Origin of the sequence: Pseudomonas mohnii, assembly GCF_900105115.1 — a bacterium.
GTDB lineage: Bacteria > Pseudomonadota > Gammaproteobacteria > Pseudomonadales > Pseudomonadaceae > Aquipseudomonas > Aquipseudomonas mohnii.
Map to the genome: position 1 here is coordinate 2,205,894 of NZ_FNRV01000001.1, position 20,907 is coordinate 2,226,800.

A 20,907-nucleotide genomic window follows, 5' to 3' on the forward strand; every position below is an offset into this window, starting at 1 on the left:
GAATGCCGGGGCTTTTTTTTCTGATTCGACAGGTGTGTTGTCTGATCCGGCCTCTTCGCGGGCAAGCCCGCTCCCACAGTAGCCGGTGTCGTTCACATAACCTGTACCGAACACAAAATCCTGTGGGAGCGGGCTTGCCCGCGATGGGGCCGGCCCTGACACCGCAAGTTCAATGCCTGTTGATAAACCCTGCCAACGCCGCCATCGCTTCCGGCGAACGCAGCCGCTGGGTAAACAGCGCACCCTCTTCTTCTATGACCTTGCGCAACATCTCCCGATCCGGCGCCCTCATCAATTGCTTGCTGATACGCACCGCTTCCGGCGGCAGCGACTCAAAACGCAGCGCCATTTCCCGTGCCTTGGCCAACGTCTCTTCGCCACTGCCCAAGGCTTCGCAGGCAATGCCCCATACGGCAGCTTGTTCACCGCTGAAACCCTCACCGAGCAACAGCAACTCCGCCGCCTTGGCCTGCCCGAGCAAGCGCGGCAGGATCAGGCTGGAACCGAATTCCGGGCACAAACCAAGGTTGACGAATGGCATGCGCAAACGCGCATCGCGGCTGACATACACCAGATCACAATGCAGCAACAGGGTCGTACCAATGCCCACCGCCGCACCCGCCACCGCCGCGATCACCGGCTTGCGGCATTCAAGCAGGTTGAGCATGAACTGGAACACCGGGCTGTCGAGGCCGCTCGGCGGTTGCTGGATGAAATCGGCGATGTCGTTGCCGGCGGTGAAGCACTCACTGGAACCCGTGATCAGTACGGCATGGATTTCAGGGTCGTGGTCGGCCAGTTTCAGCGCTTCGGCCAAGTGGCTGTACATGGCGCGGGTCAGGGCGTTTTTCTTGTCGGGACGATTCAGCCGCAGGGTCAACAGGCCCCGTTCGCGTTCAACTTGGATGGCATCGGTCATGGCAGGTCTCGCGTCTGAAAGATCAGCGCTCAACCACGGGGCAGGAAGACGTCGGCCAGCAGTTGATTGCGCGGCAATCCCGCCAGGTACAGGCGTCTGGCAAAGGCGTCGATGCTGTCGGGGGCTCCGCAGAGTAAGGCCTGGGTTTGCCGGGAAACAAGCCGCAGTTGCGCCAAAGCCGCCGGCAACTCGGCCGCGGTCCACAGCTCGATACTCAGGTTCGACCGGTTCGCCGCCAGGGCTTGCAGGGGTTTGGCCAGATAATGCTCATTGGCATCATGGGCCAGGTGAATGACACGAATCGCACCCTGGTGATCCTGGCGCAACGCTTCGCGCAACACACCGAACAGCGGCCCCAATCCGGTGCCCGCAGCCATCAGCCACAGCGGGCGCTCGTGCCAGTCCGGGTCGTAATGCAAGGCCCCGCCACGCAACTCGCCGAGACGGATCCCGTCGCCGATCTTCAGTTGACGCGCCGCGTCGCTGAATTGCCCGGGCTGTCGACAATCGAGGTGAAACTCCAGAAAACGGTCATCTTGCGGCAGGCTGGCGAGGGAGTAAGGCCGCGCCACATTGCCCGCCCACAACACCAGATGCTGGCCGGCGCTGTAGCGCAATGGCCGCTGCGGGGTCAGGCGCAAACGCAACACGCTGGCGCTCAGCCAATCGACGGCGGCGACCTCGGCCGGCTGGCCATCCCGCTGCGGGTCGAAGGTGTGCACCTGCAGGTCCTCGATCACCTGGCACTGACAGGCCAGGCGCCAGCCTTGCTGACGCTGCTCGGCGCTCAATGCATCGGGACGGCTGTCGCTCGGCAGGCCTCGCACACATTGCACCAGGCAGGCATGGCAACTGCCGGCGCGACAGCTGTAGGGCACCGGCACGCCGTTCTGATTCAGGGCATCCAGCAAATTACTGCCCGCCGCCACCGACCATAAACGGTCGCCAACACGTAATTCAGGCATCGACGTTTTCCCAGGCCGCCGCGCAACGGTTGCGGCCGTCGCGTTTGGCGCGATAAAGCGCCTGGTCGGCGCGCTGCAAGGCATCGTCGAGATCATCACCGAGTTCCAGCAGGGTCATGCCGGCGGACAGGCTGAGGTTGCGCACATTCAGGCCAATCAATTCGACATCGGTAAAGGCGATGCGCAGCCGCTCGCAACAGGAGGTCAAGCTCTCGGGATCGCAATCGGGCAGCAGCACCACGAACTCCTCGCCGCCATAACGGGCCAGGACATCACCCTCGCGCAGACAGGCCGAGGCCACGCCGGCAAAGGCTTGCAACACCTGGTCGCCTGCCGCGTGGCCGTGCAGATCGTTGATGCGTTTGAAATGGTCGAGATCGATCAGTGCCAGGCCATGCACGACACCCACCTCCATGGCGTTCAACTCGCGGGAGGCCAGGCGCAGGAAATGCCGACGATTGAACAACCCGGTCAACTCATCAGTGGCCACCAGGTCCTCGAGCTGACGCATCATCCCGCGCAGCGTGTCCTGGTGCGCCTGCAAGGCAAATCGCCGCTGACGCATGCGGTGTCGCGAAGCCTGGACATAACCGGCATAGAGCACCAGCCACACCAGCACGATCAACAGCACGCACACCTGCAACGCCGCCAATGCCGGGTCAGGCAACTGGAAGTGGTAGCCCTCCCACAGCGTGATCGCGCTGAAACTGAAAAACACCAGCGAGGCACAACGCACAAATGAGCGACGGGACAGATGGAACAGCCCGAACAGCAGAATCAGTACGTAAAAAACCAGAAACGCCCCACGGGCATCCCCCAGGTGTGCGATCAGCCAGGTCTGCCACCCCAGCCCCAGCAAGACTTGGGCCTCGGTCAGGCTGGGGTCGGCAAAGCGCAGGTTGAGGCCCGAATAGAACAGTGCAAACAGCGTCGCCTGACTGATGACCACCAGTGCGCTGCCAATGGCAACGCCGGAGAGCGACTCTTCAAAGTGCCCGGTAAAAAACGCCAGCCACAGCAATACCAATGCCAGGGCATAGGTGCCGGCCGCAAGGGCGAAACGCTTGAGCAACAGTCGCTGGATGGTGTTATGGGTCAATCGTTGACTCACCGAATGAAAGGAGACTGACAGAGCGTCCTACTCTACAGACCGTATGTCACTTTAGTGGCGTGGCCAATAAATGACCATCCTATTTTCAAGGGTGGATAACAGGAATACACGCGGCTCTACGGGAGCAAGCTCCCTCGCCACAAAAGCAATATGCCTTTATCTGCCCGTTTCAAACTTGCTGCAGCCTATATGCGACCAACGATTGATTACCGGCGGGTGTTTACGGAACCGAGGCGCGTTATACTGCCGCGCCTTTTTAGCGTCGCGCCAGCATGCCCGGCGTGCCTTGAAAGGTGCTTGCAACCGACCGATGCACCCAAGCTGCAAGCACCTTATTGAATGTTCCCGTCTTTTAGAGGAGCGCGACTCATGACCGTGATCAAGCAAGACGACCTGATTCAGAGCGTTGCCGACGCCCTGCAGTTCATTTCCTACTACCACCCCGTGGATTTCATCCAGGCGATGCACGAGGCCTACCTGCGTGAAGAATCGCCGGCAGCCCGTGACTCCATCGCTCAAATCCTGATCAACTCGCGCATGTGCGCCACCGGCCATCGTCCGATCTGCCAGGACACCGGCATCGTGACCGTGTTTGTCCGCGTGGGCATGGACGTACGTTGGGATGGCGCCACCATGGGCCTGGACGACATGATCAACGAAGGCGTGCGTCGCGCCTACAACCTGCCGGAAAACGTCCTGCGTGCCTCGATCCTTGCCGACCCGGCAGGCGCTCGCAAGAACACCAAGGACAACACCCCAGCCGTTATCCACTACTCCATCGTTCCGGGTAACACCGTGGAAGTGGACGTGGCGGCCAAGGGCGGCGGTTCCGAGAACAAATCGAAAATGGCCATGCTCAACCCGTCCGACTCGATCGTCGACTGGGTGCTCAAGACCGTTCCGACCATGGGCGCCGGCTGGTGCCCACCGGGTATGCTCGGCATCGGCATCGGCGGCACCGCCGAGAAAGCCGCGGTGATGGCCAAGGAAGTGTTGATGGAATCCATCGACATCCACGAACTGAAGGCCCGTGGCCCACAGAACCGCATCGAAGAAATGCGTCTGGAACTGTTCGAGAAGGTCAACCAGTTGGGCATCGGCGCCCAGGGCCTGGGCGGCCTGACCACCGTGCTCGACGTGAAGATCATGGATTACCCGACTCACGCCGCTTCGTTGCCGGTGTGCATGATCCCGAACTGCGCCGCCACCCGCCACGCACACTTCGTGCTCGACGGCTCCGGCCCGGCGTCCCTGGAAGCGCCACCGCTGGACGCCTACCCGGAAATCGTCTGGGAAGCAGGTCCTTCGGCCCGCCGCGTCAACCTCGACACCCTGACCCCGGAAGAAGTGCAGAGCTGGAAGCCGGGCGAAACCATCCTGCTCAACGGCAAGATGCTCACCGGTCGCGACGCCGCGCACAAGCGCATGGTCGAGATGCTGAACAAGGGTGAAACCCTGCCGGTAGACTTGAAGGGCCGCTTCATCTACTACGTCGGCCCGGTCGATCCGGTCCGTGAAGAAGTGGTTGGTCCGGCTGGCCCGACCACCGCGACGCGGATGGACAAGTTCACCCGCCAGATCCTCGAGCAAACCGGCCTGCTGGGCATGATCGGCAAATCCGAGCGCGGCCCGACCGCCATCGAGGCGATCAAGGACTACAAGGCCGTTTACCTGATGGCTGTCGGCGGCGCGGCTTACCTGGTGGCGCAAGCCATCAAGAAATCCCGCGTGGTGGCTTTCGCCGAACTGGGCATGGAAGCGATCTACGAGTTCGACGTGAAAGACATGCCGGTCACTGTTGCAGTCGACAGCAACGGCGAGTCGGTACACATCACCGGTCCTGCCATCTGGCAGAAAAAGATCAGTGACAGCCTGGCGGTGGAAGTGCAGTAAGTATTTCGACTGACCACTGAAAAAGGCGACAGGGCTACCCCTGTCGCCTTTTTTATTGCCAGATGCGTCCCCTTTACGAGCGAGCCTGCTCGCGATGGACGCATGGACAACACGGTTTGTCTGTTGCCCCGCGTTATCGTTGACGACCATCGCGAGCAGGCTCGCTCCTACAAGGGTCAAGCGCCGCATGTTATGGTGCGCGCCCTCTGTACCTGTGTGTCATACCCAGCATGTTCGAGTTATCTCGCCCCTTGCGCCTGGCGCTCTACACCCTGGTGATCATCGCCGGTGCCGCCATCGCCGCCACCCTGGCGATGCGCCACACCGTACGCCAGTCCATGGTCGAAGACGCCGCCCGGGCCAATCAGCAATTGGCGCTGTACGCCACGTCGCTGCATACCCTGATCGAGCGTTACCGTGCCCTGCCCTCCGTGCTGGCATTGGACCCGCAATTACGCGGAGCACTCAATGGCCCGGTAAGCCCCGAGCAACAGGACGTGCTGAACCGCAAGCTGGAAAAAATCAACGGCGCCGCCGAGTCCTCGACCCTGGAATTGCTTGATCGCACCGGCCTGGCCGTGGCGGCGAGTAACTGGCGCCTGCCCAGCAGCTACGTCGGGCACAACTACGGCTTCCGCCCATACTTCAGTCAGACGCGCACCCAGGGCACCGGGCGTTTTTACGCCGTGGGCGTGACCAGTGGGATACCGGGTTACTTCCTGTCCAGCGCCGTCAGCGATGACGATGGGCAGTTTCTCGGCGCGATGGTGGTCAAACTGGAATTTCCGGAACTGGAACGGGAGTGGCGTCAGGGCAGCGACACACTGCTGGTCAGCGATGCCCGTGGGATCATCTTCATCGCCAACCAGCCGGGCTGGCGCTATCGGCTGCTGAAACCGCTCGATGACAACGATCACGCCGAACTCAAGGCCACACGGCAATACGATAAGCAGCCCCTGACACTGCTGGATCATCAAACGCTGCGACGCTTCGATGACAACAGCGAGCTGGCGCGGGTCGATGGCCCGGACGGTCAATCTGATTACCTATGGGAGTCCCTTCCGCTTCCCGCCGAAGGCTGGACCCTGCACCTGCTACGCCGCCCGCAGGTCGCGTTCGAGGACAGTCGCAACGCTGCGCTCGCCGCTGCCGGCCTTTGGTTGACCCTGGTGTTTCTACTGCTGTTCCTCAACCAGCGCTGGCGTCTGGCGAAAATGCGCCAGCGCAGCCGCGAGGAGCTTGAACAGTTGGTGGAAGAGCGCACCCGCGACTTGCGCACCGCCCAGGAAGGCCTGGTGCAATCGGCCAAACTCGCGGCCCTCGGGCAGATGTCCGCCGCCCTCGCCCATGAGATCAATCAGCCGTTGACTGCCCAGCGCATGCAGCTTGCCACGCTGCGGTTGCTGCTCGACCACGGCCGCATCGACGACGCCTACAAAGCGCTCAAACCGCTGGACGAGATGCTCACGCGCATGGCGGCGCTCACCGGACACCTGAAAACCTTCGCCCGCAAAAGTCCTGGCGGCTTGCGCGAACGCCTGGATCTGGCCACCGTGGTGGATCAGTCAATGCAACTGCTCGACACCCGATTGCGCGATGAGCAAGTCAGCACGGTGTTGCATCTGACGCGTCCGGCCTGGGTGCGCGGCGATGCGATTCGTCTGGAACAAGTGCTGATCAACCTGCTGCGCAATGCCCTGGACGCAATGCAGGACAAACCCTGCAAGCGCCTGGAAATCCGTCTCGAAGCCGATGAACAATTGTGGCGCCTGAGCGTCATTGATAACGGTGGCGGCATTGCCGAAGAGAACCTGGCCAAAGTGTTCGACCCGTTCTTCACCACCAAACCGGTCGGCGATGGACTGGGCATCGGACTGGCGGTTTCCTTTGCAATCGCTCACGAGTCGGGCGGGCGCCTGACGGCCGGCAATCGCGACAACGGCGCCGTGTTCTCCCTCACCCTGCCCATCGACCTGGAGGCCCATGGCTCATGCTGAATTCCGTGATGGTGGTCGACGACGAAAGCAGCATCCGCAGCGCCGTCGAACAATGGTTGAGCCTGTCGGGTTTCGACGTGCAGTTGTTCAGCCGTGCGGACGAGTGCCTGGCGCAGTTGCCGAAACACTTTGCCGGGGTGATTCTCAGCGATGTGCGCATGCCCGGCATGAGCGGCCTGGAACTGCTGGCCGAAGTGCAGCAGCGCGATGCCGAGCTGCCGGTGATCCTGCTGACCGGTCACGGCGACGTGCCGATGGCAGTGGATGCGATGCGCGACGGCGCCTACGACTTTCTGGAGAAACCCTTCAGCCCCGAAGCCCTGCTCGGCAGCCTGCGCCGCGCGCTGGACAAGCGCCGGCTGGTGCTGGAGAACCGTGCCCTGCATGAACAGGCGGACAACCGCGCCAAACTCGATGCCACGCTGCTGGGCGTATCCCGTGGCTTGCAGACATTGCGCCGTCAGGTGCTGGAGCTAGCTGCATTGCCGGTCAATGTGCTGATCCGTGGCGAAACCGGCAGCGGCAAGGAACTGGTTGCCCGCTGCCTGCACGACTTCGGCCCGCGGGCGGATAAACCTTTTGTGGCGTTGAACTGCGCAGCCATCCCCGAGCAACTGTTTGAAGCCGAGCTGTTCGGTCATGAGAGCGGTGCGTTTACCGGCGCCCAGGGCAAACGCATCGGCAAACTCGAATACGCCGACGGCGGCACGCTGTTTCTCGATGAGATTGAAAGCATGCCCTTGGCGCAGCAGGTGAAGCTGCTGCGCGTGTTGCAGGAACAGAAACTGGAACGCCTGGGCTCGAACCAGAGTATCCGCGTGGATCTACGGATCATTGCCGCGACCAAGCCGGACTTGCTCGACGAAGCACGGGCCGGGCGTTTTCGGGAGGACCTGGCTTATCGTTTGAACGTCGCCGAGCTGCGTCTGCCGCCGTTGCGCGATCGCCGCGAAGACATTCCGTTGTTGTACGAATCGTTCGCCCGCCATGCCGCCGAACGCCTCGGGCGCACCTTCGCGCCGCTGAGCGGCCCGCAGTTGAGCCACCTGCTGAGCCACGACTGGCCAGGCAATGTGCGTGAACTGGCGAATGCCGCCGAACGTCAGGTGCTGGGGCTTGGCGAACCTGTTCCTGCTGGCATCGACCCTGGGCAGTCACTGGCGGCCCAGCAGGAAGCCTTTGAGGCGCAGTGCTTGCGCGCGGCGCTGACCCGACACAAGGGTGACGTCAAGGCCGTGCTTGAAGAGCTGCAACTGCCACGCCGTACGTTCAACGAAAAGATGCAGCGTCATGGCCTGAGTCGAGAGATGTTCCTGCAAGAAAACTGAATGCTCCAGCGCCTTTAATGGCCTCTTCGCGGGCTTGCCCGCGAAGAGGCTGGTCCAGGCAACATCCCCCATGAGCAATTTTTCGCTCACACCCAACTTTTCATGAGCGGATTTCCGCTCACAAGATCGCTCCAACCCCTCTAAAACGGCACTCTCCACCTTGGCACACCTCCTGCTATAGCCCCCGCAGGCTGCGTTAACGCGCGCTCCACAAACAATAATTAGACGAAGGATCCTTCAATGGATAACTCCAATACCCTGCCCCGTGGGTCGGCTACCGTGCCGACAAGAGAACGCACCACCTCCAGCCGTATCAAGTCGATCTTCAGCGGCTCGGTCGGCAACATGGTCGAGTGGTATGACTGGTACGTCTACGCCGCTTTCTCCCTGTACTTCGCCAAGACCTTTTTCCCGAAAGGCGACACCACCGCACAACTGCTGAACACCGCTGCGATCTTCGCCGTGGGCTTCCTGATGCGCCCGATCGGTGGCTGGCTGATGGGCCTGTATGCCGACAAGGTCGGGCGCAAAAAGGCCCTGATGGCCTCGGTGTACCTGATGTGCTTCGGCTCGCTGCTGATCGCCCTGAGCCCGGGCTATGAAATCATTGGCATCGGCGCGCCGATCCTGCTGGTGTTCGCCCGCTTGCTACAGGGCCTGTCGGTCGGTGGCGAGTACGGCACCTCGGCCACTTACCTGAGTGAGATGGCGACCAAGGAACGCCGCGGTTTCTACTCCAGTTTCCAGTACGTGACCCTGATCTCCGGCCAGCTCATCGCGTTGGCCGTGTTGATCGTATTGCAACAATTGCTGACCACCGAGGAGCTGTACGCCTGGGGCTGGCGCATTCCGTTCGCCATCGGCGCACTCTGCGCCATCGTTGCGCTGTACCTGCGTCGCGGCATGGAAGAAACCGAATCGTTCACCAAGAAGGAAAAGGCCAAGGAAAGCGCGATGCGCACCTTGCTGCGTCATCCAAAGGAACTGATGACCGTGGTCGGCCTGACCATGGGTGGCACCCTGGCGTTCTACACCTACACCACGTACATGCAGAAATACCTGGTGAACACCGTCGGCATGAGCATTTCCGACTCCACCACCATTTCCGCCGCCACGCTGTTCCTGTTCATGTGCCTGCAACCGATCATCGGCGGCCTGTCGGATAAAATCGGTCGTCGGCCGATCCTGATCGCCTTCGGCATCCTGGGCACCCTGTTCACCGTGCCGATCCTCACCACCCTGCACACCATCCAGACCTGGTGGGGCGCGTTCTTCCTGATCATGGCGGCGCTGATCATTGTCAGCGGCTACACCTCGATCAACGCGGTAGTCAAAGCCGAACTGTTCCCGACCGAAATCCGCGCCCTGGGTGTTGGCCTGCCCTACGCGCTGACCGTGTCGATTTTCGGTGGCACCGCTGAATACATCGCACTGTGGTTCAAGAGCATCGGCATGGAGACCGGATACTACTGGTATGTCACTGCCTGTATTGCCGTATCGCTGCTGGTGTACATCACCATGAAAGACACCCGCAAACACTCGCGGATCCTCACGGACTGAGTCCAGCGGCATCACATAAAAAGGGGCGGACCGTCGGGGTCCGCCCCTTTTTTGTTTGGCATGGCATGAAAAAACCTTCACCCCCGTGAGAGCCGGATTAATCACGAGTTAATGCTTAACCACCACCCTGAACCTGCCTGATCGATAAACGCTGATGCACTCACTCAGACCTTGAAAGCAAAAATATCTGCGGGCCTTAACATCTATTTAATCGATTGTTTCTAGCATTTATTTGCGCTTTTTAATCAGTTTAATTGGCGTAGCATGAGACCCATGCCCAAGACACAACCGCCAACGAATCTGGAGAAATGAAGATGAAAACCAAACTGTTCCTCGCCCTGGCCCTCACCGTACTGACCGCCAACACCTTCGCCGCCGACGGTTTTGACCGTACCGGCTCCGCCGTTGCAGCAGACGGCTATGACCGCACTGGCTCGGCCACCGTTGCCGCTGATGGCTACGACCGCACCGGTTCCGCCACCGTTGCCGAAGACGGCTACGACCGCACGGGCGGCGCCACCGTTGCCGAAGACGGCTACGACCGCACAGGCGGCGCCACCGTTGCCGAAGACGGCTACGACCGCACAGGCGGCGCCACCGTCGCCGAAGACGGCTACGACCGCACGGGCGGCGCTACCATCAGCTGATCCGCAATCGCGGCACCACAGCCCGGCTTCGGCCGGGCTTAGTCATTTCTGGAGAACAGTAAAAATGACAACCGCACAAAACCTGTGGGTCCCCATAGAAGCCCCCAACCCTTGCGATTGACTGGAAATTAGTCATCGTCGCCAGCAATATGACCCTCTCTCGAAAAACCCAGGTTTACCCGATGCCCGACGATATCCACTATTACGAACCTGCCAACGGCCATGGCCTGCCCCACGATCCGTTCAACGCAATCGTCGGCCCACGCCCTATTGGCTGGATTTCCTCCCAGGATGCCGATGGCCATTTGAATCTGGCGCCTTACAGCTTTTTCACGGCCTTCAATTACATTCCGCCGATCATTGGTTTTTCCAGCATCGGGCGCAAAGACAGCCTGAATAATATCGAACAGACCGGTGAGTTCGCGTGGAACCTGGCGACCCGGCCATTGGCCGAACAGATGAACCAGAGCTGCGCCATGGTTGGCCCAGAGGTGAATGAATTCGAGCTGTCCGGGCTGACCACCGTTGCCTCGAAAGTCATTTCAGTGCCACGGGTGGCCGAAAGCCCGGTGTCCTTCGAGTGCAAGGTCACGCAGATCATTCAGTTGCAACGGGCAGACGGGAATGTGGTGCCGAGCTGGCTGATTCTGGGCGAAGTGGTCGCCGTGCATATCGCCAGGAAACTGTTGAAGGACGGTGTATACGACACCGCCGCGGCAGAGCCGATTCTGCGCGGCGGCGGACCGGCGGACTACTTCCAGTTGGGGCCTGAGGCCTTGTTCAAGATGTATCGCCCGGGGGCGGTCAGGTAGTTACCAGATCAGGGCGCCGTCTTCGCTGACACCCTTGAGGTGGGTCAACTGCAGAGCGGCCGCTTCGTCCGCTTCTTTGGCGGTCTTGAACGTCTGCTCTTCCAGCAGCTTATTGAAGCGAGGCGCCCCCGAGCCACCGATGGTTTTAGTGGCGATTGCGGCGTAATACCCGCCTTCACGGGGAACGACCGCCGATACTGCTTCGAAGGTTTCAAAGGCTTTGCGTGCCATGTCGCGCATCCTGTCTGGTTGAGAATAGTGCCATTAAACCCTCAACCAGCCAGTTTGTGTACCGCAGCCCCGGACTGGCGGAGGGCCTGCGCCGCCGACACATCCCTGAAGGTGTGAAAATCCAGGCTATTGACCACCAGTTCCTGGATCAGCTCGGCGAAGATCTCCATGGCCGGGGTGCTGAAGTACGCGGTCATCGCCTGTTGGTTAGTCCAGAAACCGGAGACCAGCCACAACTCAGGGTCACATTGCGAATGCTGCAAGGCAAAGCTCAGGCAGCCTGGCGCGGCGCGAGACGGCTCGATCAATGCGCTCAAGCGCACACCCAGCTCCTGCGAACGTCCGGCGCGGGCTCGAACAAAGGCCATATGACTGACGGGGATCTGCTTAGACATGTTCAACCCTCCCAGGGAGTCGTGTGGCAGCCAGGGACGGGCTGCGACAGGATCAAAGGTTAAGGGTTGGCGCGCGTGGCTCGTTAGTCGATTTCTGCCGGGACGTTGCACAATCCTGCGAGCGTGCATGGACTGGCTGTAACAATGTGTAAAACACTGTCACGGTTCTGCCCTGCGAGTTTCAAGCAAGTTTTGCCGTCTCTGTCCGGTCTTGTCGGGGTAAAAAGCAACGCCCATGCAGAATCAGGCAAGCATCCGGCAGGATGTGTCTACCGCCGTGACTTGCACAAACTTATGCTCTGCCCGTCAACCCAACCTTGCCGAGGATGCCTCGCATGTCGTCGCTCGATCACTTTCAAGCCCCGCTGGACGCCGACATGGAGAAACAGCGCGCGGAACTGGCGGCGATCATTCGTCGCAACACCGCCGAAGATGGCAGTTATGCCACCGCTGTCGACTCGCTGCTCATGTCGCGCCACAGCCAAAACCACGACTTCGCCCCGGTGCTGGCGCAACCGGCACTGTGCATCATGGCCCAGGGGCGCAAGGAAGTTCGGCTCGCCGATGAGTTCTTCAATTACGACCCGCTCAATTACCTGGTCGTCTCCGTCTCGATGCCACTGAGCGGCCGGGTTGTGAATGTCACGTCGCAGGAACCGATCCTGGCATTGCGGCTGGACATCGACCCAGCGGAAATCACCGCCTTGATCGCCGACGCGGGTCCGCTTGGTGTGCCCACCCGGCCGACCGGGCGCGGGCTGTATGTCGAACGGCTCGACAGCGCGATGCTCGATGCAGTGCTGCGACTGGCACGGTTGCTCGACACTCCGAAAGACATTGCCATGCTCGCGCCACTGATTCGCCGGGAAATTCTCTATCGGTTGCTGCGCAGCAAACAGGGCCACCGGTTGTACGAAATCGCCATCGCCAACAGCCAGAGCCATCGCATCAGCCAGGCGATCAAATGGCTCAACAGCAACTATGAACAGCCGCTGCGCATCGATGATCTGGCGAAGGAAGTGAACCTGAGCGTGTCGACGCTGCATCATCGTTTCAAGGCGATGACGGCGATGAGCCCGTTGCAGTATCAGAAGCAACTGCGGTTGCAGGAGGCGCGACGCTTGATGCTGGCCGAAGGACTGGAAGCTTCAGCGGCGGGATATCGGGTCGGGTATGAAAGCCCCTCGCAGTTCAGCCGCGAGTACAGCCGTTTGTTCGGCGCGCCGCCGTTGCGGGATCTGGCGCGGTTGCGGTTGAGCGTTTAGCCAGGATTTGTGCAGTGAGTACCGGCCCCATCGCGAGCCAGCTTGCTCGCGATGGGGCCAGAGAGGCCAAGATCCAATCCGGATCAGGCTCCCAATACCCTGCACGCCTCGGCAGGAAGGGTCACCGACACCGGGTGCCCGACGCTCAAGCCAAAGCCCTGACACGGCGTGCTCAGCGCCGTGAATGTAACCCCGGAACATTCGACCGTGGTTTCGATGGTCGCGCCGATATCCCGTACGAACGTCACCTTGCCCAACAACCGATTGCCCGCCGTCGCCTGCGGCGCCGACAGTTGCAAGTCTTCCGGGCGAATCAGCATCTTCACTTTCTCACCGACCACAATGCTGCTGCAGATCGGCACTTGCAGCGCATCACCGCCCGGCAGACTGATCTTGCCGTTGCCCAGCGCCGTGGCCGGGAAGATGTTGCCCGAACCGATAAAGTCTGCGACGAATTCGTTGGCCGGGTGCCGGTAGATTTCGATCGGCGTACCGACCTGCTGCACCCGATGCTCACCCAACACGACGACAATATCCGCCATGGTCATGGCCTCACGCTGGTCGTGAGTCACCATGATGGTGGTGATGTTCAGGCGTTGTTGCAGCTGACGGATCTCCACCTGCATCGACTCGCGCAGCTTGGCATCCAGCGCCGACAGCGGTTCGTCGAGCAACAGGATTTTCGGGTGACTGGCAATCGCCCGGGCAATCGCCACGCGCTGACGCTGCCCGCCGGAGAGTTTGGCCACCGGGCGATCAATCATCTGTTGCAGCTGGATCAATTCCAGCAACTCCACCACCCGCGCCTGCTGGTCAGCCTTGCTGACCCCGCGCAGTTTCAGCGGGTAAGCAATGTTCTCCCCCACCGTCATGTGCGGGAACAGGGCCAGGGACTGGAACACCATGCCGAAATTGCGCAAGTGCGCCGGGGTTTGGCCGATGTCTTCGCCGTCCAGGCGAATCTCACCGCCGGTCAGGGTTTCCAGGCCGGCGATCATCCGCAGCAACGTGGTTTTGCCGCAACCCGACGGGCCAAGGAAACACACCAGCTTGCCCTCGGGCAAATGCAGGTTTACATCCTTTACCGCGCAGGCCGAGCCGTAGTGTTTCTCGACGTTTTCCAGAATCAGACCAGACATAAATCACCTCAAGAAATCAGGGGTTCTGGCTGGAGGTCGCCGAGCGATGATCAGGCAAGGCAAAAGTCTGCGAAGAAGCGGAGTTGACTTTAGTCAATGAGCATTCTGAGCTGACTTTTAACGCAGCATGATCGAGCGCAGGCACCTCCAGGCAGGAGCTAGAACGAAACGCCACCCTCGCCAACCAGCTTCTCCAGCGCCCAGATGAGGACGAAGTCGATCAGCACGATCAGCACGGCAAACGAAAATACGGTTGGGTCGAGCGAAGACACGGTGCGGCTGTACATCCAGATCGGCACGGTCATGACGTCGATGGTGTAGAGGAAATAGGTCACGGTGAATTCGTTGAACGAGACGATGAACGCCAGCAGCATGCCCGCCAGAATCCCCGACTTCATCAACGGCACCACCACATCGACGATCGCCCGCAGCGGAGAAGCGCCAAGCATTTGCGCAGCCTCTTCGACTTCGCTGCCGATGGAGAGCATGGCGGCGGTGCAGTTCTTCACCACGAACGGCAACGCCAGGATCACGTGGGCAATCACCAGGCGCGAGGTGGTCATCTGGAACGGCAGGCTGTCGAACACCAGCAGCAACGCCAGGCCCAACACCACCATCGGGAACACCAGCGGCAGCGACATCAATTGCAGCGCCACGGCTTTGCCGCGGAATTCGCAACGGGTCAGTGCGTACGCCGCCGGCACCGCGATCAGCGTCGCGAAGACCATGGTCAGACACGCCACCATCAGGCTGGTGGTCATGGCTTTGCCCAGGCTCAGCACGTCGCTGGCGTCCGGCGAAACGAAGGTGTGCCAGGCGGCCTTGTACCATTGCAGGCTGTAGCTGCTCGGCGGGAAGTCGAGGTTCGACGCGCCACTGAAGGACATGACGATCATGGTCAGGATCGGCAACACCGCCAGCAACAGGATGAAGCCGGACAGTATGCCTGCGAACTTGCCGGTCTCTCCCGGCAACAGCGACTGGCGCTTTTTGATCAGGGTACTCATTGCGAAGCCTCCAGCATGCGCCGACGACGGCCAGTGATGTATTCGGATAGCGTCATGATCGCGAGCGTGGTGACGATCAGCACCACACCGGCAGCGGACGCGGCGGGCCAGTTCATCAGCGGCGCGATCTGGTCATGCACCATCACCGCCAGCATCGGCACGCGACGGCCACCGAGCAGCAGCGGCACCACGAAGCTGCTGGCGTTATAGGCAAACACCAGGGTCGCACCGGTGATGATCCCCGGCAGGCTCATCGGCAACACCACTTGGCGGAACACTTGAAAACGACTGGCGCCAAGGGTGGCGGCGGCCTCTTCGTAACTGCGGGCAACGCCGCGCATGGCGCTGGCGATCGGCAGCACGGCCAGCGGGAAGGCGGTTTGCACCAGGCCCATCAACACGCCGTTCTGGTTGTAGAGCAGCATGATCGGACGCTTGATCAGGCCCAGGCCCATCAACGTCTGGTTGAGCATCCCGCCCGGGCCGAGAATGACCAGCCAGCCGTAGCTTTGCAGCAGCAGGTTGACCAGCAAGGGCAGCAGCACCGCCGCGAGGAAAATCCGGCGCACGAACGGCGAGGTCAGGCGCGACATGGTGTAAGCCACCGGGATCGCCAGCACGACCGCGATCACCGCACTGATCAGCGCCAGGCGCAGGGTCAGCAGCAGGGATTTGAGGTAGTAGGGTTCCAGTAATTGCGCGTAGCTGGCCAGGCTGAACCCGCTCCATTCCGCGCCCTTGGTGCCCACGCTCATGCGCAGGACCAACAGGCTGGCGGCAATCAGTACGCCCAGAAACAGCATCGACGGCGAAAGAAACAGCCAGGCACGCGTCGTCGGCGAAACACCCCGATCAGTGCGCGCGGGAGCGGCACTCACCGGATGGGTCAGAGGTTGGTGTTCCATAGCAAAGGTCTCGTCAATGGAAGATCAGTGGCACACGGAAGCGGGGTATCAACCCCGATCCCCTGTAGGAGCGAGCTCGCTCGCGATGGACGTTAACGATAACGCGGAGCATCAGACAGCCCGTGTCGACCATGCGTCCTTCGCGAGCAAGCTCGCTCCTACAGATCAGGAAGAAAAGATTTCCGTGTAACGACGAATCCATTGGTCATGCACGGTGGCCAGGAAGGCGTTGTCGTGCATGATCGCCTTCTCGGCAATCTGCTCCGGCGTAAGGATGTACGGGCTCTTGCGCGCTTCGGCGGAGATGATCGCCTTGGCGTTGACCGGGCCGTTGTAGATGTCTTCGGCCATCTTGCCCTGTACCAGCGGGTCCAGAGAATGGTTGATGAAGGCGTAGGCCAGGTCGGTGTCGCCCGGACGATTCTTTGGCATCACCGAAAGCATCAGGTCGGTGTAGAAACCTTCCTTCATGCCGAAGGTGGCGCCCAGGCCGTAGTTCGGATCGCGGATCTGTTTCGGGAAAAACGCCGGCGCGTACAGGCCCCCCATGTCCAGCGAACCGGTGCGGAACAGTTCGGCGATCTGGTTCGGGTTTTCACCCAGGGTCACCACACGGTCCTTGAGCTCGGCGAGTTTCTTGAAGCCCGGCTCGATGTTGTGTTCGTCACCACCGGCCAGTTTGGCGGCGATGATGATCAGGTCCATGGCCTCGGTCCAGTTCGGCGGCGGCAGGAAGATGTTCGGTGCCAGCTCGGCATCCCACAGGGCGGCGTAGCTGGCCGGAGCTTCCTTCTGCGTGCGAGTGCTGTAGACCAGGCTATTGCACCAGAGCAGGTAACCGATACCGTGGCCATTGGCGCCGGTGCGATACTTTTCCGGTACATCGACAATGTTGGGAATGCGGTTGAGGTCGGGTTTTTCCAGCAGGTTGGCAGCGGCCAGACCTTCGGCGCCGACGCCTGCCAGGGTGATGATGTCGTATTGCGGACGATCACCGCCGGCCTTGAGTTTGGCGACCATTTCCGAGGTACTGCCGGTGCGGTCAGCGATGACCTTGACGCCGTATTTGTCCTCGAACGTCGCGGCGATGTTGCGCAGTGCGGCCAGGCCTGTGTCGTCGGACCAGGTCAACAGACGCAGGGTCTTGCCCTGGAAACGGGTATCACTGGCATTGGCCTTGACGAACGGCAGGCTCATGGCCGCCGCAGCAACCGAGGCTACGCCCACGGTCTTGATGAATTGACGTCTGTTCAGATCATGCTCGCCCATTACGGACTCCCTTTGTTTTTTTAGGTATAAGGCAGGTCGAAGCTATTGCATCCGCGCGACTGGATCAGCGTTTTCCCCTCTATTTTCGGGGGGTTGGTTGAACCAGTGAGTTCATCCTGAGGTTGTGTAAAACCGCTGACTATCGATAAAAACTCATTGAAGCCATGACGCCAGCACATGCCTCATGTAGGAGCGAGTTTGCTCGCGATAGGTGCGCGGGCGGCGCGTAAACTCAGGCGCTCCGCGTCATCCTTGACGTCCATCGCGAGCAGGCTCGCTCCCACAATAATCGTCGTCAGACGGCTCGAATCACGTGCTTGATTTCCTGGAAAGCCTGCAAGCCCCACGGGCCCAATTCACGACCGATGCTGCTCTGTTTGTAGCCACCCCAAGCGGTCTGCGGGAAGATCACCTGTGGCGCGTTGATCCACACAAGCCCCGCTTGCAAAGCGTTGGCGACGCGATCCGCCGTCTCGGCATTGCGCGTCACCACGCTGGCGACCAGACCGAACTGACTGTCATTGGCCAGGGCAATCGCTTCGGCTTCGCTGGCAAAGCTGCGCACGCAAATCACCGGGCCGAATATCTCTTCACACCACAGCGCACTGTCGAGGGGCACTTCGGTGAAGATTGTCGGCTGCAAAAAATATCCGCGCGGCAGATCCGCCGGGCGATTGCCGCCGCAAATCAGCTTGGCACCGGTACTCAAACCGCGGTCGATGTGGCCGAGCACGCGCTGGTATTGCGCTTGATTGACCAGCGCGCCCATTTCCACGTTCGGATCGAACGGGTCTGCCACGCGAATCGCTTCGGCACGGCTCTTCAATCGAATCAGGAATTCATCGGCCAGTTCGTCGGCGACCAGCACGCGGCTGGTGGCCGAGCACATTTGCCCGGCGTTGAAGAAACCGCCGCCACAGGCGACTTCCACGGCCAGGTCGATATCGGCATCGGCCAGCACCAGCAACGAGGATTTGCCGCCCAGCTCCAGGCTCACGCCTTTGACGGTTTCTGCCGCACGTTGCATGACCTGTACGCCTACCGCGTTACTGCCAGTAAACGACACCTTGGCGATGCGCGGGTCCGCCGACAGCGGCGCGCCAACCGCCAGCCCCGTGCCGCACACCAGGTTGAACACACCGGCGGGCAAGCCGGCTTCGGCAATGATTGCCGCCAGTTCCAGCTCCGGCAAAGGCGTCACTTCCGAAGGCTTGAGCACCACGCAGCAACCGGCAGCCAGGGCCGGGGCCAGTTTCCAGGCCGTGGTGACCATCGGGAAATTCCACGGCACGATCAGGCCGACCACGCCGCAAGGTTCGCGGCGCAGACGAGCGCGGAAATCTTCGCTCGGCAGTTCAACGGCGCTGTCCTGTTTTGCGTCGAGGCCTTCGGCCAGACCGGCGTAATACTCGAACGTGGCGATCACGTCATCGACGTCGATGGCCGCTTCGAACTGTGGCTTGCCGTTGTTGAGGGACTGCAAATGCATCAAGTGCTCACGACCGGCCTGCACGCCGGCGGCGATTTTGCGCAGGATCGCGCCGCGCTCGGCACCGGTGGTTTTCGACCAATCGGCGAAAGCCCTGGTCGCGGCGCTGACGGCTTGTTCGACAGCGCGCTCGTCACCGCCCTTCACCGTGGTCAACAGAGCTTCGGTTGCCGGGTTGATCACCCGCAGGTGTTCGCTGCTGGCGGACCATTGGCCGTCGATGAACAGGCCGTCCAACGTGGTGGGTAACGTCAAGGCCGCGCTCATTTCGACACCGCCTTGGTCCAGGCAGTCTGATCGATTTCGATCAGGGTCGGGCCTTGACGATCCGAGGCTGCGCGCAAGGCGCCACGCAGTTGCTCGACGCCGCTGACTGCTTCGGCGGCACAGCCCAGGGCCTTGGCCACCGCGATAAAGTCCGGGGTGTAGATGTCCACGCCGACCGGCTCGATGGCGCGGTTGACCATATATTTCTTGATCTCTTCGTAGCCCTGGTTATTCCACAGCAGCACGATCACCGGGGTGCGCGCTTCAACGGCGCTGGCCAGTTCCGGCAGGGTGAATTGCAGGCCACCGTCACCGATCAGGCACACCACCGGCGGACGTACGCCACCTTCGATACTGCCGCCCAACCAAGCGCCAATCGCCGCCGGCAAGGCGTAACCGAGGGTGCCGTAACCGGTGGACGAGTTGAACCAGCGACGCGGGCGCTGCGGGTTGAACGTCAGGTTGCCGGTGTACACCGGTTGAGTCGAATCGCCGACGAACACCGCGTTCGGCAATTCGTGCAAAACGGTTTCGAGGAAACGGGTCTGGGCCAGAGTCGGCGCATCCCAAGAGGCCGCCAGTTCTTCGCGCAGGCGGGCGGCACGCACCTGGCCCCAATCGTTGCGGCGCTCGGCCAGGGACTTGTACGACAGCGCGCTCAACAGGGCTTGCGCGGCGTTGCGCGAGTCGGACACAAGGGCCATGTGCGGCGGGTAGTTGCGCACGGTCTGGTCCGGGTCGATGTCAACACGCAGCAGCTTGCCGGGAATGTCGAAGCCACCGGCGAAGGTAACGTCGTAGTCGGTCTCGGCCAATTCAGTTCCGATGGCCAGTACGACATCGGCCTCGGCAACCAGCGCGCGAGTGGCGACCAGGCTTTGGGTCGAACCGATCAGCAGCGGGTGACCGGATTCCAGCATGCCCTTGGCATTAATGGTCAGGGCGACGGGCGCGTCCAGCAGCTCAGCCAGTTCAGTCAGCTCGGCGGCGGCGTCGATGGCGCCGCCACCGGCGAGAATCAGCGGACGCTTGGCGCCCGCCAGCAGTTCGGTCATGCGCGACACCGCAGTCGGCGATGCCCCGGCGCGGTCGATGTTCACCGGGACGCTGGCGAGCAGGTCGTCGGCTTCTTCCACCAGAACATCCAGCGGAATTTCAATGTGCACCGGGCGCGGACGGCCGGCCTGGAACAGCGCAAACGCCCGGGCCAGAACACCTGGCAATTCCGAGGCCGACATCAGGGTGTGGGAGAACGCCGCGACACCGGCGCACAATGCGCTCTGGTTCGGCAGCTCATGCAGCTTGCCGCGACCGCCGCCCAACTGGTTGCGCGATTGCACGCTGGAGATCACCAGCATCGGGATCGAGTCGGCATAGGCCTGGCCCATCGCGGTGGTGATGTTGGTCATGCCAGGGCCGGTGATGATGAAGCACACGCCCGGTTTGCCGCGGGTGCGGGCATAGCCGTCGGCCATGAAACCGGCGCCCTGTTCGTGACGCGGCGTGACGTGGTTGATGCTCGAACGGGCCAGCCCGCGATACAGCTCCACGGTATGAACCCCGGGGATGCCGAACACCTGCTCCACCCCGTAACCTTCGAGTAACTTGACCAGTACTTCGCCACACGTCGCCATGTCATTGCCCTTTTTATTCGATTGAGACGCCGGGCCTGCGCAGTGTTTATGATGGATTCGCAGGTCCAGGGATG

At 61.3% G+C, this 20,907-nt stretch carries 18 protein-coding genes; 7 read left to right on the forward strand and 11 right to left on the reverse strand.

Annotation, left to right across the window (positions count from 1 at the left end):
* Positions 1-169: 169 nt before the first annotated feature.
* The 3 genes from BLV61_RS10340 to BLV61_RS10350 are packed head-to-tail and all read right to left on the reverse strand — an operon-like array spanning position 170 to position 2,983.
* Entirely contained in the window at positions 170-919 is a 750-nt protein-coding gene (locus tag BLV61_RS10340; RefSeq protein ID WP_090464696.1) for an enoyl-CoA hydratase-related protein, read from the reverse strand.
* A gap of 29 nt (positions 920-948) precedes the next feature.
* Positions 949-1,884, reverse strand: coding sequence for an iron-sulfur-binding ferredoxin reductase (locus tag BLV61_RS10345; protein WP_090464700.1), 936 nt, complete (start codon positions 1,882-1,884; stop codon positions 949-951).
* On the reverse strand, positions 1,877-2,983 hold the full coding sequence (locus BLV61_RS10350) for a GGDEF domain-containing protein (RefSeq protein WP_090464703.1): 1,107 nt from the start codon (positions 2,981-2,983) through the stop codon (positions 1,877-1,879). Before BLV61_RS10350 ends, BLV61_RS10345 begins: the two co-directional genes overlap by 8 nt.
* A gap of 381 nt (positions 2,984-3,364) precedes the next feature.
* Between BLV61_RS10350 and BLV61_RS10355 the strand changes: the two genes are divergently transcribed.
* The 6 genes from BLV61_RS10355 (at position 3,365) to BLV61_RS10380 (ending at position 11,232) form a co-directional block, all read left to right on the forward strand.
* Positions 3,365-4,888, forward strand: a complete 1,524-nt coding sequence (locus BLV61_RS10355) for a fumarate hydratase (protein ID WP_047532577.1) — start codon at positions 3,365-3,367, stop codon at positions 4,886-4,888.
* 230 nt (positions 4,889-5,118) lie between these two features.
* Positions 5,119-6,885, forward strand: coding sequence for a sensor histidine kinase (locus tag BLV61_RS10360; protein ID WP_090464707.1), 1,767 nt, complete (start codon positions 5,119-5,121; stop codon positions 6,883-6,885).
* Entirely contained in the window at positions 6,879-8,213 is a 1,335-nt protein-coding gene (locus BLV61_RS10365) for a sigma-54-dependent transcriptional regulator (RefSeq protein WP_090464710.1), read from the forward strand. The genes BLV61_RS10360 and BLV61_RS10365 overlap by 7 nt, the downstream gene beginning before the upstream one ends.
* A gap of 240 nt (positions 8,214-8,453) precedes the next feature.
* On the forward strand, positions 8,454-9,773 hold the full coding sequence (locus BLV61_RS10370; RefSeq protein WP_090464715.1) for an MFS transporter: 1,320 nt from the start codon (positions 8,454-8,456) through the stop codon (positions 9,771-9,773).
* A 314-nt stretch (positions 9,774-10,087) separates the two neighbouring features.
* A complete protein-coding gene (locus BLV61_RS10375; RefSeq protein ID WP_090464718.1) occupies positions 10,088-10,420 on the forward strand; it encodes a hypothetical protein in 333 nt (110 codons plus the stop codon).
* Positions 10,421-10,602: 182 nt separating this feature from the next.
* Positions 10,603-11,232, forward strand: a complete 630-nt coding sequence (locus tag BLV61_RS10380; RefSeq protein ID WP_047532585.1) for a flavin reductase family protein — start codon at positions 10,603-10,605, stop codon at positions 11,230-11,232.
* Here the strand turns inward: BLV61_RS10380 and BLV61_RS10385 are convergent, their stop codons facing one another.
* Positions 11,233-11,463 (reverse strand): hypothetical protein, encoded by a 231-nt coding sequence (locus BLV61_RS10385; RefSeq protein ID WP_047532586.1) that lies wholly within the window; start codon positions 11,461-11,463, stop codon positions 11,233-11,235.
* Between the two features lie 41 nt (positions 11,464-11,504).
* On the reverse strand, positions 11,505-11,858 hold the full coding sequence (locus BLV61_RS10390) for a putative quinol monooxygenase (protein ID WP_047532587.1): 354 nt from the start codon (positions 11,856-11,858) through the stop codon (positions 11,505-11,507).
* Between the two features lie 335 nt (positions 11,859-12,193).
* Between BLV61_RS10390 and BLV61_RS10395 the strand changes: the two genes are divergently transcribed.
* Positions 12,194-13,123: an AraC family transcriptional regulator gene (locus BLV61_RS10395; protein WP_047532588.1), complete on the forward strand. Its 930-nt coding sequence runs from the start codon at positions 12,194-12,196 to the stop codon at positions 13,121-13,123.
* An 83-nt stretch (positions 13,124-13,206) separates the two neighbouring features.
* Here BLV61_RS10395 and BLV61_RS10400 read toward each other — a convergent pair whose 3' ends face one another.
* From BLV61_RS10400 to BLV61_RS10425, 6 genes are all read right to left on the reverse strand, one after another.
* Entirely contained in the window at positions 13,207-14,262 is a 1,056-nt protein-coding gene (locus BLV61_RS10400; RefSeq protein ID WP_047532591.1) for an ABC transporter ATP-binding protein, read from the reverse strand.
* Positions 14,263-14,420: 158 nt separating this feature from the next.
* Positions 14,421-15,269 (reverse strand): ABC transporter permease, encoded by an 849-nt coding sequence (locus BLV61_RS10405; protein WP_047532593.1) that lies wholly within the window; start codon positions 15,267-15,269, stop codon positions 14,421-14,423.
* Positions 15,266-16,174, reverse strand: a complete 909-nt coding sequence (locus BLV61_RS10410; RefSeq protein ID WP_047532595.1) for an ABC transporter permease — start codon at positions 16,172-16,174, stop codon at positions 15,266-15,268. The genes BLV61_RS10405 and BLV61_RS10410 overlap by 4 nt, the downstream gene beginning before the upstream one ends.
* Before the next feature lie 165 nt (positions 16,175-16,339).
* Positions 16,340-17,443 (reverse strand): extracellular solute-binding protein, encoded by a 1,104-nt coding sequence (locus tag BLV61_RS10415; RefSeq protein WP_090464721.1) that lies wholly within the window; start codon positions 17,441-17,443, stop codon positions 16,340-16,342.
* Between the two features lie 295 nt (positions 17,444-17,738).
* On the reverse strand, positions 17,739-19,187 hold the full coding sequence (locus BLV61_RS10420; protein ID WP_090469856.1) for an aldehyde dehydrogenase family protein: 1,449 nt from the start codon (positions 19,185-19,187) through the stop codon (positions 17,739-17,741).
* A gap of 8 nt (positions 19,188-19,195) precedes the next feature.
* Positions 19,196-20,833, reverse strand: a complete 1,638-nt coding sequence (locus tag BLV61_RS10425; protein ID WP_090464723.1) for a 5-guanidino-2-oxopentanoate decarboxylase — start codon at positions 20,831-20,833, stop codon at positions 19,196-19,198.
* Positions 20,834-20,907 lie beyond the last annotated feature (74 nt).